This is a genomic window from Sphingobacterium faecale (genome assembly GCF_016746095.1).
Classification (GTDB): Bacteria; Bacteroidota; Bacteroidia; order Sphingobacteriales; family Sphingobacteriaceae; genus Sphingobacterium; species Sphingobacterium faecale.
Genome location: NZ_JAERTY010000003.1, coordinates 19,540 through 35,313 on the forward strand (window position 1 = coordinate 19,540; position 15,774 = coordinate 35,313).

Annotated in this window: 10 protein-coding genes; all 10 read right to left on the reverse strand. The window is 40.4% G+C overall.

All coding sequences use genetic code 11. From position 1 onward, the window contains the following. Positions 1-45: 45 nt before the first annotated feature. The 10 genes from JKG61_RS05705 to JKG61_RS05750 all read right to left on the reverse strand — a co-directional run bounded on the left by JKG61_RS05705 (position 46) and on the right by JKG61_RS05750 (position 15,683). Positions 46-1,155, reverse strand: coding sequence for a TlpA disulfide reductase family protein (locus tag JKG61_RS05705; RefSeq protein WP_237249389.1), 1,110 nt, complete (start codon positions 1,153-1,155; stop codon positions 46-48). Between the two features lie 24 nt (positions 1,156-1,179). Continuing rightward, entirely contained in the window at positions 1,180-2,556 is a 1,377-nt protein-coding gene (locus JKG61_RS05710; RefSeq protein ID WP_202102023.1) for a MutS-related protein, read from the reverse strand. Further along, entirely contained in the window at positions 2,553-3,911 is a 1,359-nt protein-coding gene (locus tag JKG61_RS05715) for a MutS-related protein (RefSeq protein WP_202102024.1), read from the reverse strand. Before JKG61_RS05715 ends, JKG61_RS05710 begins: the two co-directional genes overlap by 4 nt. A 22-nt stretch (positions 3,912-3,933) precedes the next feature. Next, entirely contained in the window at positions 3,934-6,237 is a 2,304-nt protein-coding gene (locus JKG61_RS05720) for a Gldg family protein (protein WP_202102025.1), read from the reverse strand. A 25-nt stretch (positions 6,238-6,262) separates the two neighbouring features. Continuing rightward, positions 6,263-7,195: an ABC transporter ATP-binding protein gene (locus JKG61_RS05725; protein WP_202102026.1), complete on the reverse strand. Its 933-nt coding sequence runs from the start codon at positions 7,193-7,195 to the stop codon at positions 6,263-6,265. Positions 7,196-7,215: 20 nt separating this feature from the next. Beyond that, positions 7,216-8,745 (reverse strand): S8 family serine peptidase, encoded by a 1,530-nt coding sequence (locus JKG61_RS05730; RefSeq protein WP_202102027.1) that lies wholly within the window; start codon positions 8,743-8,745, stop codon positions 7,216-7,218. A 239-nt stretch (positions 8,746-8,984) separates the two neighbouring features. Next, positions 8,985-10,370 (reverse strand): RagB/SusD family nutrient uptake outer membrane protein, encoded by a 1,386-nt coding sequence (locus JKG61_RS05735; protein ID WP_202102028.1) that lies wholly within the window; start codon positions 10,368-10,370, stop codon positions 8,985-8,987. 10 nt (positions 10,371-10,380) lie between these two features. Beyond that, positions 10,381-13,725, reverse strand: coding sequence for a SusC/RagA family TonB-linked outer membrane protein (locus tag JKG61_RS05740; protein ID WP_202102029.1), 3,345 nt, complete (start codon positions 13,723-13,725; stop codon positions 10,381-10,383). A gap of 131 nt (positions 13,726-13,856) precedes the next feature. Further along, a complete protein-coding gene (locus JKG61_RS05745; RefSeq protein ID WP_202102030.1) occupies positions 13,857-15,029 on the reverse strand; it encodes a FecR family protein in 1,173 nt (390 codons plus the stop codon). Positions 15,030-15,095: 66 nt separating this feature from the next. Beyond that, positions 15,096-15,683, reverse strand: a complete 588-nt coding sequence (locus JKG61_RS05750; protein WP_202102031.1) for an RNA polymerase sigma factor — start codon at positions 15,681-15,683, stop codon at positions 15,096-15,098. Positions 15,684-15,774: the final 91 nt, after the last annotated feature.

The following is a 15,774-nucleotide window of genomic DNA, read 5'->3' on the forward strand; positions in this document are numbered from 1 at the left end:
TTTTGCTTCAACTAAAAGAAAACGCTAAACCTCCGAGAATTCAACTTAATCAAGAATCTCAGCCAATTTTTCAAATAACGCTTGTCCCCGTAGATTTTTCGCAATTATTTTGCCCTCCGGGTCAATTAGAAAAGTAGTTGGTATAGATTGAATTCCGTAGTATTTTGCCACTTCATTACCGAATCCCTTTAGATCAGACAATTGTGTCCAAGGCAGTTTATCATCCTTTACTGCTTTTTTCCAACTTTCTAAGTCTAGATCAAGAGAAACACCGACTACAGTAAAGCCTTTATCCTTAAACTGATGATAAGCTCGTAATACATTTGGATTGTCAGCTCGACAAGGAGCACACCAGCTAGCCCAAAAATCGATTAATACATATTGCCCACGGAAGTCCGAAATCTTAACCGGCTTATTTTCTAAATCGTTTATAGTAAAGTCTAATATTTGATCGCCAATTTCTGCTGTCTTAGGTTTCCCTGTCTCGCCATTCTGTAAAAGACCCAAATGTTCAGTAAGAGATTTCCCAATACTACTCGATTGAACAAGATTAGGATCAAGTAGATCATAAAGACTTTTATACTCATTACCATCAATTGTTTTATGTATCCGTCCTAATACCATCATACTATAATAGCTCTTAGGATTTTCATTTATAAAAACTTTTGCTCTTTCTGCTTCTTGATTTTCAAGATCAGTAAGTTTAACTTTCGCCTCCGCTTTCTCTTGGCCACTTGAGTTTTTTGCATTTTTTATTATTGCAATTCTCTCCTGGACTAAATCACTAACCAACTGCTTATATTTAACATGATCATCATGAATTTGAGATCCTGTTACTTTTAAATCAGCAATAGCATTAATATTCCCTTCCATATGAATTGCGCTGTTCTCAAGATATAATTCATAAATCTCACCATTTGGAAACTTAATAAAAAGCTGATGTGGTTCAGGGATTTCATTCAATGACCATGTAAACGTACCGTCCTTAACTGGAACTTTATCTTGCATAAAATAGCCCTTGAATTCACTAGGAGGAGGGGGGTAGGAGAAGTTAATCGTATCCGCAACTAACCCGTCAATATGACCTGTTACAATGGGTTTTTGAGCATAACTATATCCACTTAAAAATAGCAATGCTAATAATAAATACTTCAATCTAATACTCATTTTATTAATTTGTTACTGTTCTTTAATTTTATTGGTTCTTTGAATAATTTCTAGTATTCCTTCATTTTCAATAATCATCATTCCCTGTCTATCGGTGGTAATTCCTTCGGTGAGTTGATAGGTATATCGGGGTACACTGCCTTCCATAACCGTAGGCAAGTAGCGGAATTGGATATTATCGGATTGTTTACCTAAGGCTTCCCCGACTTCAATAATATGCGTGGAGATCACAAAAAGACAATTGGTATAGGCGGCGAAAGCATCCGTGACGGCTAGAGTCGCATCATAGGCGTCTTTGACATTGGTGCCTTTGAAGAGTTCGTCGAATAAGACCAACAGGTTTTTGCCTTCACTGACCTGCTGAGCGACTTCCTTGACACGTAAGACTTCAGCATAGAAATGACTGTAGCCCTGGTTGAGGTCATCAGGTACGTTGATGCTGGAGTAGATGCCTTCCATGATGGAAAATTCGAAACTTTCGGCTGCTATGGGCATACCAAGGTGTGCGAGATACATGCTCGTTCCAATGGTTTTCATCCAAGTTGATTTTCCAGCCATGTTAGCACCAGTCAGGAAAAGAACATTTTCTTCTTGATGTAAGTGAATGTTATTGGATTTGGCCTTTTCTAGGGCCGGATGACGAAGTCCACTGGCTTGTAGTACCCTATGGTTTGCAGGTAATGCAGTGGCATAGTACATATTCCGGTCTCTTGCTACGTTTGCTACAGCGATGTAAAGATCCAATTCGTATAGTGTTTGGAGGAGCACATGGAGTTCTTCTTGTAAACTGTACGTTAGTGTATAGTGGTATTGGGTCAGTTTACTAAATTGGGGTTCCCACAGTTTACCTGCCTTAACTTCAATACTCTTGGTTTCCCTTACTTCTTCTAGTATCTTTCTTATTTGTTGTTTTTGAAAAAAACCTTTAGCTTTTTGAATTTTTCCTTGAAAGGGATGTTCAATATTGAAATTGATTTCTTCGATGAAGTTTGCGCTCGCTTGTAAAAGCTTGATCAACGATTGTAGCCCCAATAAGAGATCATTGTACTCTTCGGATCGGAATAAACTATTGCTTATCTTTTTTTGAAATAGCCGTAGGCTGCTGGTAAGATAGTTTCCGGCTCTCCCTTCTCTCAAGTAGTATTCAGCGGCTTCCATATCTTTGCCAGTACAGGGAAACTGAAGGTCTTGGTCTTGCAAATGTTTGAGCAATTGAGTTCTTTCATTGATCTTTTGAGAATCCATTAATGGGTTCAGAAACCACTTTTCCAAGAGCTTCTCCCCTCCCGTAGTTTTGGTTTGATTGAACAGACTATAGATGGAATTGCTCTTGTATTTTCCTAAAAGATTTAAGTCTTCTAAACTTTGTTTATCGGCTATAAATTTCATGTTTGTATGTGCTGGACTGTATTCGTTTTTAGGGGTTGGCTTCTCTTCAAAAGATCGATGATACCCTCGTTGTTGACGATGATCATGCCGTGACGGTCTTCGGTGATACCTTCCTCTAGCGTATAGGTATATACAGGTTTATGGCCCTCCATTCTCGTTGGTAAATAGACGAACTTGATGTTCTTGCATTTCTTCTTCAACGTATCTCCGGCTTCCATGATATGGGTGGAAACAATAAACATGCAATTCCGTTTGGAAGCAAAGGCGGAAGTTATGGCGACGGTCGCCTCATAAGCATCCTTAACATTTGTGCCTCGGAAGAGTTCGTCGATAATAATGAACAGGTTTTTGTTTTGTCCGAGTTCTTGGGATACTTTTTTGATGCGCAAGACTTCGGCATAAAAATGACTGATGCCTTTGTTCAGGTTATCGGGCAAATTGATGCTGGTATAAATACCTTCACGTACGGCGAAACTCATGTGCATGGCAGCTACTGGAAACCCCATATGGGCTAAGTACATCGCTATACCGATCGATTTCATCAGGGTAGATTTGCCTGCCATATTGGCTCCTGTGAGGAAAATAATATTCCCTTGGGGATCGATTGTTAAGGTATTGGCCTTGGCATTTTTGACCTGCGGGTGGTAAACTTGATCAAAATAAACTTCTTGTTTACTGCCGTCGATTGCAACGGGATAGCTGAATCCTCGCTCTTGGGCAACTTTTGCAATAGAAATGTAGACATCGATCTGATAGATGGTATGCAAGACGGCTTTTAATGAATCTTGCCTTTGAAAACGAAATAAAACATCGGCATCGGAGAGCTCTTTGTAGGACAAAGTTTTGACTTTATTTCCTTGCTCTTGGATATATGGTTTCACCGAGGGATCATTTAGTAGCTTTTCGATGGATGTGATTTCAACAGGATTGTTGCTTCCTGCTTTAAAAAAGGCATGTAACTCCATCAGGAGCTCGCGAATGGCTGATACCCCACTCTGGATATTCTTTTCATGGGGATCAATCGCGACTAGCCCTTTGAGCTTCTCGCTGACCGAGACTTCTTTGGTAGGTAGCTTGGAACGTTCATCCGTATTTTCTAAGTATTGTTCTATCACATCAAACAGTTCCCGTTTGAACGGGAAACTGATCTGTTGTTGATGGTAATTCTTAAGGATCGAAATTCGCTGATTGATCTTTTCGGGATCAGCCAACGGGTAGCGAAAGTATGCTTCAAGCTGCTTGGCTCCCCCTCTAGTCTGGGTACGATCGAATAGGCTGAAGATGGATTCGGAACCAGGTTTGCCGAAGATATTCAAATCGTTTAACGTTTGTTGATCCGTTTGAAAGTAATGCATCTTATTTAAATTACGTTGATATCTATTTACGTTTACGGCGGATGAGTAACACGGACCCCATGAGTAATAAAAGTCCCGGGATCAGGCCGAGCATGATCCATTTGACCACAGAAACTCCATCTCCTGTTAAATGGAATGAGTTATCGATCGGATCTGGCCAGGTAGGTTCAATAGGAAATTGTCCGTAGCTGAACCAACCCAAAAATCCTTGATAAAACTCGGCATTCCCAGTTTTGGGATAGGATCTTCCCTGTTCTATGTTGCTCAAAAAGTCAGCATCGCCAGTAACAAGGATCCGTTGTTCTTTACCATTGACATCGCGCGTCAGCGCCAAGGCTGTAGGATGAGACTTTTTTTCATCACCTGCTTCTGGATTGTATACAATATCTGTGGAATCTAACACCAGTTTTCCAACTTTATTCCAACTGACTTCAGCATCGGTGACGAGTAAGGGCTGGATTAAAAAATCACTATCATTGGAATAGGTGAGGCCAGCCACTCCGCGTGTACTGATTTTTTCCTTTAAATTCATCAAACGTGTCACATATCGACCAAAACTGGCTCCGAGCGATGTTATTAAGGATTTCACTTCATCGGGCGAGAAATTTTTATCTTCTTGGACCAGAATTCCATCCATCATTTGCACTCCTAAACGATCGAGAATAGGTTTTAAAACAGATTGCTTACCAGGTTCTCCTGCCAAAAGCAGGTTCCCTCCTTCATCAATGTACTGTTGAATTTTATCCAGTACTTCGGGTTCAAACTCAGAACGAGGATCCGCAATAACTAAGGCGGTTATTCCTTCTGGGATGCTTTCTCCTCCTTTTAACGTTAGACTTTCGGGATCAAATCCTTGATTAATCAATGCTGCTCGTACATTGATTTCACTTGTAATTAATTTATAATGACGATCGCCCATCTTATCAATGCTACGCTCTCCTTCCCCTTGTAAAAAGGCGATTCTAGGCAAATCAACAGTTAAACGTTTTAAGGCAGCAGCTGTTTCGGTTTCGGATGGCCAAAACTGCGTGTCATTAAATGTTCTTAAGAACGTCTCTTTTCCGTTTAACTTCAAATGCATCACCACACGGTTCTTTTCGGGATACAGATCAATAATCTTCCGAATTTCTTCTGGTTTTTTAAAGCGATCTAAATTTATTTTATAGGACTTTGCGTATTTCTGAGCAATTTCATCTAAATTCATCCCGGGGTTATTAGAATGCAAATCACGAGTACGCACACTATCGTAATAATATACGTAATCCAATTTGATATTGGGTTTGAACCTGAGGTACCGCTCCCAACGCTTTTTACCTGCATTTATTGATTTAGGGGTACTAAAGATATAGGTTTGGTCCAATAAATTAACATAGGTAGTCACCTCTAAAGGCTCATCTCCAATTTCTTTTAACGTTTGTTGTGCTCCGACACTTAAAGTATTCATTTGGGTTCGCGTCGTATCCCAATAACCTATATAGCCGGGTTTAGAGGTAAAATGGCCAATAACCAATACTAGAAGCAGCACTAAGCTGTTTTTCGAAATAGATTGGAGCAAAGTCGATGATTTACGCTGCCCCTGAAGCTTCAACCAAGCAAAGGATAAAAACATAGCGGTAATGAGGAGATAATACAATACATCACGTGTAGTCATTAACCCCATGATCATAGATTCGGTACGCCCAGAAATGGATAGGTAATCGGTCAGATCTCTTACAAAGTCTACATCTTGCCATAAGGTACCTACAAAATTCAATAGCGCCAAAATGGAGAAAGTCGCTATAGCGGCTACCACTTGATAGGTACTGAGGCAGGACATGAATAGACCGATCGCAGCATAGGCACTTAGTAACAAATAGATTCCAAACAAACCGCTAAAAATCATTCCCAGGTCCAGACTTTCAATTTGGAAAAATGCAAAAGTAACTATTATGCCCAGCATCAAAATCATACACAGATTAAAAACAAGCATGGCGCCATATTTGCCTAGAACAATACTAGACAGTTTAACTGGTGAGGAAAACAGTAGCTTAATCGTTCCCGAGTGCGTTTCTCGACTGATCAAGCCCATGGTTATTAAGGGGATGTAAAGATAAAGATTCTTCAAAACATCGATAATAAACAAACCCCTTTGTTGTGGATTTGCAAAGATGTCGAAAGTTAGGTTTTGGATGTCCCTTCCCAGTTCTTGTCCGTTAACTTGGGATTCCAATTTTCCAGTATACACTAAGGCGCATTGTATGAGGAAAAGAATCAGCAGAAACCAAGCGATAGGAGAATAAAATAAGGAACTGAGTTCTACGCGCGCAATTCGTAATATTGTTTTCATGTTTATCTATTTTTCAGGCTAATTCTTAATTGGATTTGATGTTATTGGACAACTGTGCAAAGATTTCATCGAGCGAACCTTTGTCGAAGGTAATCTCACGCAAATGCCAATCGTATTGTACACTGGCTTTAATGATTCGATCGGTGATATCGCGATCACCATCGAAACTTATCCTTAAGCTCCTTTCCGTCAAGAAATCTACTTTGGTAATTCCTTCTATTTTAAGAAGCTCTTCTTGACTGGGTGGACGATTCATTTCTACCCGTACACTATGAGGAGCGATGTAATTGTTGAAGGCATCCATCGTGTCTGCAAAAACCATCTTGCCTTGTTCGATCATTCGGATGTCTTTGCAAAGCACCTGAACCTCGGACAAGATATGAGTCGAAAAGATCACCGCCCGCTCTTCGGCTATTTCTTTAATCAAGGCTCTAACTTCAATAATCTGATTGGGATCTAAACCATTGGTTGGTTCGTCTAAAACGACCAGTTTCGGTTTATGGATAATGGCTTGAGCAATGCCGACACGCTGCTGGTATCCACCTGATAAATTCTTGATCAAACGATTGCTAAAATGACCTAACCCACAACGTTCTTTGGCTTCATCAACGTGAAGACCTACTTGTTTTTTATCCAATTGTCGTAGATAAGCGCAATGCAATAGATACTCATCTACCGTCAAATCCTTATACAAAGGTGCCTGCTGCGGCAGGAAACCAATTTGTTTTTTTGCTTCTTCAGGATTTTTTTTAAGGTCGATACCGTTAATATAAACATCGCCTTCGGTTTGATTCAATACCCCACACATGATGTTCATGGTGGTGGATTTTCCTGCTCCATTGGAACCTAATAGTCCTAGGATTCCAGTTTTATCGATTTCGAAACTAATATCCCTTATGGCCCAAGTACTGGAATACTTGTGGGAAAGTCCATGCACCGAAATGATTGGTGTACTCATAATAATTTTTTATATATTTATTATTTTTTAGAATAGGTATCTGCTAGTTTCAATGCATTATAAGCGTTCACTACCCCTCCGCTTATGCATCGGTCTTTTAATTGATCGGCTTTTACAACCGATTTCATTATAATCTCTTTGACTTGAACAGCAGTTAATGTTGGATAATATGAACGAATCAATGCGGCTATACCCGATACAATTGGCGCAGCCATGCTGGTTCCATCATGACGTTTGTATTCAGATCCCGGAATCGTAGAATTGATACGAACGCCGGGAGCAAAAACATCGACTTGCTCCTTGCTGAAATTAGAAAAAGATGCTTTTAGGTATTCGTCATTGCTTTTATCAGAGGCGCCAACATTGATCCAATTGTCTGCATTCCGAACGCCTTTATTATAAGGCCGTGGATAAATAACCAGAGTATCTAAATTCACTCCATGATTTCCCGATGCATGGACCAATAGAACATCATGGTCGGCGGCATATTTCATCGCTTCTTCAATTAGGGTTTGATCTATTGTATATGATTCTCCAAAACTCATGTTAATAATTTTCGCTCCATGATCGACTGCATATCGAATTGACTTTGCAATAGCATGTTCTTGTTCTAAAGGATCTGCAGCAAGAGGAAGCAATCCCATGATTTGAACGTTTTCTGCTATTCCCCTGACTCCATTTTCGGGGTTATGTTCGGCTGCAATAATTCCAGCAACATGAGTACCATGGGTTGAACTCTCACCATAAGATGGATCAAACAAGCCCTTGATCAGATTATTCCCAAGTGCACTCGAGTTGCTACTGCTAGAATTTGCTACTGTAAAAGGAAGATAATCCACATTGTACCAGTAATCGAGTGAATTGCGAAGCGAAATTAATTCTTCCACGAAGTCTTCTTGATAGGATTCTTTAAAAGTTTTGCTTCTCAATAAGGAAATCATCTTTGAACGAGCTTGATTTTCTCTATCATTGCTTGGCTTGTAGTTTACAAAGTCTTTTAAGGTTGGATTTTCTTTACCTATACTTTCGATTATCCGATCTAATGCCTGCTTTCTGTATTTAACTTGGGTAAGATTCGTTTTGGTTGACTCGACGTAATTTATCAGTTTTCGGCTACGCTTTTGAAATTCCAGAAACTCCTCTCGCTCCGAAATTGGAACGTCTACAAACTTCTTTTCTCCAAATTTAGTTTGCCCCATCTGAACCAAACTTGCTAAGGCTGATTTACTAAAGTATTTTATTCCTGACCCTTCCACGGATCCCGTAAAATTCCACCCATTTATATCATCAATAAAGCCATTATTGTCATCGTCAATACCATTATTTTTAATTTCTCTTTTATTTGTCCAAAACTTGGATTTTAAACTTTTATGGTCGACATCAAATCCTGAATCCATGACAGCTACAATGACTGCCTCTCCCTCTTTTCCTTTCAATAATTCTTTGTAAGCTTTATTTGTACTCACTCCAAAAACTCCATCTTCTGCTAAATCCAGATGGTGCCAGTTTATATCCTCTTTTTGCTTACAACCTACAATAAGGCAGGTCATAAACAGAAATTTAATTTTTAATAGATATATTTTATTTTTCATTCATATAGTATATTAATTCACTTGAGCCCATCAAAATTCAATATGTGCTATCGCTATAGGCGAATTGGGACCTTTTGTGCTTAAAATAGGAGCGCAGCTGTTCTTTTGTATTGAAATAGTCACAAAAGAAATATAGAAATCACTATGTAATAAGAACCTGTAATATTTATCTACTCATTATCGTTTAGTTGAAGAAATTAATATCCAGAATTATTGGGCAATAAATTTTTATTAATTTCGATCTGCCGGTACGGAATAGGCATGAGATTATGGTAGGACCTAAAATTGGGCTTCACGTGTTTCAAATCTTCTAACCTACCAGTGTTCTTGAGATCTATAAAACGTCTACCGTTCTCCGTAAAAAACTCCCTACTGCTCTCTGCCAGATACTGACTGACGAACTCCTCGTCTCCCAATGTTTCTGGCAGGGCGTCCAAGCCTCTTTGTTGTCGAAGGATATTGAGTGTACCTATAGCCATGTTTTTCTTTTCTTGCATAAACAGCGCGTAGGCCAATTGGAGATACACCTGCTCAATCCTATAAAAAATAGAAAACTCGTCGGTGTTATTGGATTGGTTTTTGTATTTATAGACCTGATAATACACCTGATCCCCTGAATGAAACTCCTGGAGCCATGCTTGCTTCCGCTTATCCTGATTCTCGAATAAATTAAATAGATGTGTACTAATTACGGAACTACTAAGTGTAAAATTGGAAAATAGGTATAGCGAAGCTTCGTTTGTTACGTTTGTTGCAAATCTTGGTGCAATCTGCCAGATCGTGCTGCTAGCATCTTTTTTAAACGTTCTGGAAGCATCCTCCTCCATATGATAGAGCTGCTGATCCAAAATTGTCTGCGCTACAGCTTCTGCTTTATCATATTTATGCTGCGCTATATAGTTTTCCAATAGCAACACCAACGCGACTGATTTGTTGATATAAAACTTGTTTGGATCCCTATAGTCGTAATCCAGTAACGCGACAGCATCATTCAGGTCGTCCTCTATCTTTAATAACAGCTCTTGATAAGGAAGCTTTTTCAGGGTTTTATTAATCACATAGTCTGTAGAAACGGTATGTGGCACATCGCCGTAGAGTATGCTCAGATAATGGTAATACAGGGCCCTCAGCGTATAGGCTTCGCCTAAAAATTGGTCTTTGAGTTTTGCATCCAAAACAGAAGATCCGGAAACTCCTTCTATAAAAGCATTAATTGCATAGATATTTTGGTATGTACCATTCCACCATGATGTTGTATAAGAATGAATATCTGTTATCGTATTTTCAAACATATCCTGCGGAGCGGTAGTTGTTCCAAAAAACTCCAGCTCATCGGTAAAAAGGCTTAAATTAAAACTCGTCCCGTTGTTCCCTTTACCCAAAATAGAGGCAAGGGAAAGATCTAAGTAAAGAGAATTTAATGCGGCTTTAATAGTCGCGGCATCCTGATATACGGTGGGAGCTTCTATCTTATCATTGGGTATATTGACCTCTAGTAGCTTGCTACAAGAAACAGCCAGCAATAAGAAGCCCGATAATAAAGAGAAGAGGAATGCCTTGTATCGTAGTTTTATATTTATCATGTCTTGAATATTAAAAGGTCAATTGAGCGCCAAATGAAATAATCCGAAGGGGAGGTAAATTACCAAATACCACAAACTCAGGGTCCATGCCCTGAAAAGAAGTGATCGTCCAAAGGTTCTGTCCCTGTAGTGACAACTTTAGTGACTCGACCTTCAGTTTGGGTATTTTCAGCGAATAGGAAAATGCGGCATTCTGCAGTCTGATATAAGAGGCATCGGAAACAGCTGCAGTACTTTCTTTAAAGGGACCAAAAAGGCTATTATGATTAGGGTTTCCAATTTGAGCAGGCATATAGGCTGCATTGGGGTTATCTGCGGAATGGTAATTACCCATTACTGCGGGGAGGTTGATTAAGTTGGCTCCAGGTGGACTGTAGTACCTATTCAGATTGTAGTTGTCTTTTTTTATGAAGTAAAATAAAAAATCGAGACTGAAATTTTTGTAGGATACGGTATTTTGCAAACCTCCTAAAAACTTAGGTGCAAGGCTGGCTATATACTGCCTGTCCTCTGAGCGTATATTCCCATCGCCACTGTAATCTTTGAATAGAAAATCTCCTGTTTGCGGATCTAAGCCTTCGTATTGATACAGTTTGACGAAATTTAGGGGATAGCCAATGATATAAGAACTGCTTTCTGTTCCTTCTTCCAAACCGGGATAAGCAATCAGTTTGTTTTTAGGAAAAGAGAGGTTAAAATTGCTGCTCCAAGAAAAGTCTTTGCTCTTAATGTTTTGATTAGACACAGAAAACTCCCAGCCTTGGTTTTCTACTACAGCCGGAGAATTGCCCGATATTGATGAAAAACCAGTGGTCGTCGGCAAAGTAATCCCGACCAGCTGATCGGAAGACCTATTGTTATAATAGGCTATCGTAGTACTCAGACGATCCTTAAGGAAACTCAACTCTGTAGCTATTTCAAATTTCCTGGTATTTTCCCATTTGTATTTGGGGTTAAAAAGTGCGGTTGGCTTTAATATTGGTAATTCATTATATAAACCTGCGACCATGGTATAGGTATCTATATAAGCATAATTGCCAATATTGTCAGACCCGGTAATACCGTAACTGCTTCTGAGCTTGCCAAAGGATAACCCGGGAATACGCGAGGCAAAATCTTCTTTTGAAAAAATCCAGGCTACGCCCAGTGCTCCAAAATTCCCAAACTTATTATCATCTCCAAATCGACTCGATCCATCCCGTCGTGCCGTTAGATTGACAATGTACTTAGCATCATATGTGTAATTGATCCTTGAAAACACGGATGCATATTTGTATTGACTCTCTACATTGGGAAATAAGGTTATTTCTTTTGCAGCTCCAATATTTTTAATAAAAACGTTTGAAGAGAAATTTTTAGCTTGTACGTATTGCGCTTCACTATCTGACTGTTGATAGGAGAAGCCGACAAGCGCATTAATCGCCTGTTTGCCCTTAGATAGGCTATAGTTTAATTGGGGTTCAATGATAAAACTATTGTGGTTTTGGGTAGATAGTTTAGATTCAGAGTATTCACTAGTCGCATTAAAAGCTGGATTCCAAATGGTATGCGGCATAATCTGCCTTTCTTCGAATTGATTGTTTGTATGGCCTGCATTTACTTTGGCGAACAAGCCCTTATAAAGCTCGTACGACACATTGGCATTTAATACAATCGTTGAAGTTTTATTTGAATAATAGCCCTTTAGCCAAGCCAGAGGATTAATCCAAGTACTATTTTCCCAATTTAAGCTGCCATCTGCATGATACAGAGCGGGCGCATTTGGTGCTAAAGTAAGCGCCTCTTTAGTCTGGTCTGCCGTAGGCAGATTATTGCTTTGCGTCGAATAGGTGGTAGAAGAATTGAAGTTCAGTTTTTGATCCCTGCTTTTGTAATTATAACTCAGCTGCGCCGCATTTCTTTTATAGCCCTTATCGGTCGGGAATACCGTGGTATTGTCGCTAAGCGTATAGTTGAGGTTAAAATTAGAATATTCATTCCCTCCCCGTACGCCCAATGAATAGTTCTGGTTAGTAGCGGTATTTCCGATTAACTCTTTTTGCCAATTGGTATATCTATTTCTATCCCAAGCCCCATTGATATCATACGCATTGGCTGGTACGGGCCTATTACCATTAATATAAGCTTCATCCCGCATTTTGAGATATTGCTCCGTATTCATCATCTCCAAGAACTTGGGCACTTGGCTCAAACTCGTGGAAGTGGAAAATGTAAAGTTAGTTTTAGATTGAAGACCTTTCTTGGTGGTAATGAGGACTACCCCATTAGCACCACGTGAGCCGTAGATAGCCGTAGCATCTGCATCTTTCAACACTTCGATACTTTCGATATCATTCGGATTGATGGCGTTTAATGGACTTATATTGTTAGATAAAATCTCTGCCGAAAGACCACCATTATTCATGCCCAGAGCATCGGATAGATATGGGACCCCATCGATCACGTAAAAGGGATTGTTCCTTCCAGAAAATTTATTCCCCATAAAGTTCTGTCCTCTGATTTCAATATCCATTCCTCCACCTGGTACACCGGTTAAGTTGGTAATATTTACACCGGGCACCCTGCCTTGTAGAGCCTGCAGAGGATTGATAACAGGTTGGATTTCGATGTCTTTGGCTGTAACACGAGCGATACTCCCCGTACGCTCCCGGTCTTTTACGGTGTAATATCCGGCATTGACCATGACTTCGTCTACATCTTCTTGGATGGGTTGTAATGCGATAACTCTCATTTGCGCTGTAGCGATTCGCTGTACGGACCGGTAGCCGAGAAAGGTTATTACAAGAAGATGGCCTTCATCCACATCTTTGAGTTCGAAAAGACCATTGTTATCACTGTTGGTCTGCTTGGATGTACGTCGCTTGTTTGCATCTAGCACATATATCGAGGCACCAGCTAGAGGCTCTCCTTTTTCGTTGGTCACGCGGCCGACGATGATGCGTTGCTGATTATGGTCGATACCAGGAGCCGGAGGCGATTCTGCTTTTAGTCGAACGACTATCATATTATTATTGAATATGTACTCCAAACGATTCTGATGTTGGAATATATCATCAAGAACATGACTAAGGACACGACTATTGCTAATCAAAGTAACAGGCTGGGCATTTTTAGAAACAACCAAGGGGTTGTATAACAGGTCGTAGCCAGTTTGTTTTTTTATTTCCCGAAGTACAAGCTCTAGGGACTGTTGTCTTGCCTGTATGGTGACATGCTGGCCGTAAGTGGACTCGGCACTGAGCTGTGCCACGAGTAACATGATAAACAGTGCGATCAATTGTATCCGCATTATCCAATATTTAAAATTTTCATTGGTCGGTTGCATCATGCGTACCGCATAATGATTATTATCCATATATTTGATTTGTTAGGTTAAAAAAATATTAATACGTCGAAACTATTTGTAGGTTTTGCCTGACACGGCCGGCGGTGCTTCCAACACCTCCGGCTCTTTGTCTCTCGGGCAAACACACACACCTTATACCTTTATCTCTTCCGCACGATAATCCTCCTTCCTTCTATAGTTAGTTTTATCTCACGCGTCAGCTCCAAGCTTTTGACCACGCTCTCTATATCTGAAAAACGGGATACCGATCCGCTAAACAGGACATTGGACAGGTCGCCCTGATACACTATATCGGTATCATACCATCTCGCGATCTGTCGCATGACGGTATAGATGTCTGTACTGTTAAAAACAAATTTGCCTTGTCGCCAAGCTACTGCTTCCTGCACGTCTATAGGGCTGACATGGAGCTTCCCTCCTACCAATTGGCTCTGCTCTCCGGGTCGCAAAACGATGCTGTTATCTTGGTCGTCTAGTGCCCGAACAGCAACTTTGCCTTCCAATAAGGTCGTACTAGTTTGCTTCTCATCGGCATAGGCATTGACATTGAATACGGTACCTAGCACTTTAAGACGCTGGTGATCTGTCTCTACAATAAAAGGCTTTTCTTTGTTGTGTGCCACTTGAAAATAGGCCTCTCCACTAAGCTTAACTTTGCGTTCGTCTCCATCGAATCGAGTGGGATAGGTAAGTGAGGACGCAGCATTGACCCATACCTGAGTGCCATCGGGCAAGGTAATGCGGTACTCGCCTCCTTTTGGAGTGACTAATGTGGCATAATCGGTTTTGACCTGTGAAAGAACGGATCCATCCTCGTAAGCCAGATGTTCGCCCGCGATGATACCATCATGCCCTTCGCTAAGTGCTATACTATTGCCATCGGACCAAGTCAGGGTGGCTCTATTGCCTCCAGGCTGTGGTAGACTATCCTTTATTACGCTCTGTACGGTTGTATCGGAAAGTGGTAAAAGGGCTTGCTGATAAAAATAGATCACAAAACTTATTCCTATTACTAACAGGATCGCTGCTGCTACCGATATCCATTGAAAGGATAAATCACGTCTCTTAGGTTGCATATGCTGGATTTGAAATTCTTCCCAGCGCTGCTCGGTATTGGTTGCTAAATATCGATTGACCGACTGCGCGAGATACAATTCATCCTGCATCTTTTCGTAAAAGGCATTGTTCTGCGCGTTCTGCTTTCTCCACGTATCCAGCTCTGCCTCCTCTTGCGGAGATAGTGACTGTTTCTGGATTTTCTTTCGGATCAATCCGGTGATATAATAGCTATTTTCGAATTCCTGTTTTTCCATATTTGCTCGGGACATTTATATAGAAACCGGAAAATGCAATAAGCGTCTAAAGAAATTTTGTTTTTTTTAGATAGAAAGTAAAAGAAGTGCAATACCTACGCCTGAAATCTTACCTTTTAGCAGAGAAATAGCTCGTGCTCTTTGGTTTTTGACGGTGCTCACCGTAACCCCTAATATTTCGGAAATTTCGGCATAGGACTTGTCTTCGTGGATGAGCAAATCAACAACGGCCTTGCACTGTGGGGGTAAAGTATTTATAGCCTGCAGCAGCTCCCGTACGGTCTCTGTATGCATCATCTCTAGAATAATGCTCTGCTGGGTATCTATGTATTCGTATACATAGTCCTGCATATGCCGCTGCCTTACCTTTTGTTGTTCTAAATGATTGTAACAGGCATTGCGTGTGCAGATATAAAGGAAGGCCTTTAACGAATTGAAGGTTTTGAAATTGTCATGCCGCTGATACAACTTAAGAAAGCTGTCTTGAACCAGCTCTTCGGCCAGCATAATGTCGTCCGACTTTAGCAGATTGCCTGCAAAAAATACCAATGCCGGCTGAAACTCTTTATAGATATACTCGAATGCGGTATGCCGACCGCTAGCCAGATGGTTTAGCAGAGTCTCTTCGTCTGTGTGGTACGTAGTATTGTGCATATCATATAGGCCGAAAAATTCTTAAATCAGTTAATCGGCCATAAACTTATACAAAATGTGTCGTATTCGCTAATAGTCTCATCTGTATCTT

What these genes read in the sequence shown, in the direction of transcription:
- JKG61_RS05720 (WP_202102025.1), bottom strand. Translation starts at nt 6,237, where the DNA reads ATGAAAACAATATTACGAATTGCGCGCGTAGAACTCAGTTCCTTATTT.
- JKG61_RS05735 (WP_202102028.1), bottom strand. Translation starts at nt 10,370, where the DNA reads ATGATAAATATAAAACTACGATACAAGGCATTCCTCTTCTCTTTATTA.
- JKG61_RS05710 (WP_202102023.1), bottom strand. Translation starts at nt 2,556, where the DNA reads ATGAAATTTATAGCCGATAAACAAAGTTTAGAAGACTTAAATCTTTTA.
- JKG61_RS05740 (WP_202102029.1), bottom strand. Translation starts at nt 13,725, where the DNA reads ATGGATAATAATCATTATGCGGTACGCATGATGCAACCGACCAATGAA.
- JKG61_RS05715 (WP_202102024.1), bottom strand. Translation starts at nt 3,911, where the DNA reads ATGCATTACTTTCAAACGGATCAACAAACGTTAAACGATTTGAATATC.
- JKG61_RS05750 (WP_202102031.1), bottom strand. Translation starts at nt 15,683, where the DNA reads ATGCACAATACTACGTACCACACAGACGAAGAGACTCTGCTAAACCAT.
- JKG61_RS05730 (WP_202102027.1), bottom strand. Translation starts at nt 8,745, where the DNA reads ATGACCTGCCTTATTGTAGGTTGTAAGCAAAAAGAGGATATAAACTGG.
- JKG61_RS05725 (WP_202102026.1), bottom strand. Translation starts at nt 7,195, where the DNA reads ATGAGTACACCAATCATTTCGGTGCATGGACTTTCCCACAAGTATTCC.
- JKG61_RS05745 (WP_202102030.1), bottom strand. Translation starts at nt 15,029, where the DNA reads ATGGAAAAACAGGAATTCGAAAATAGCTATTATATCACCGGATTGATC.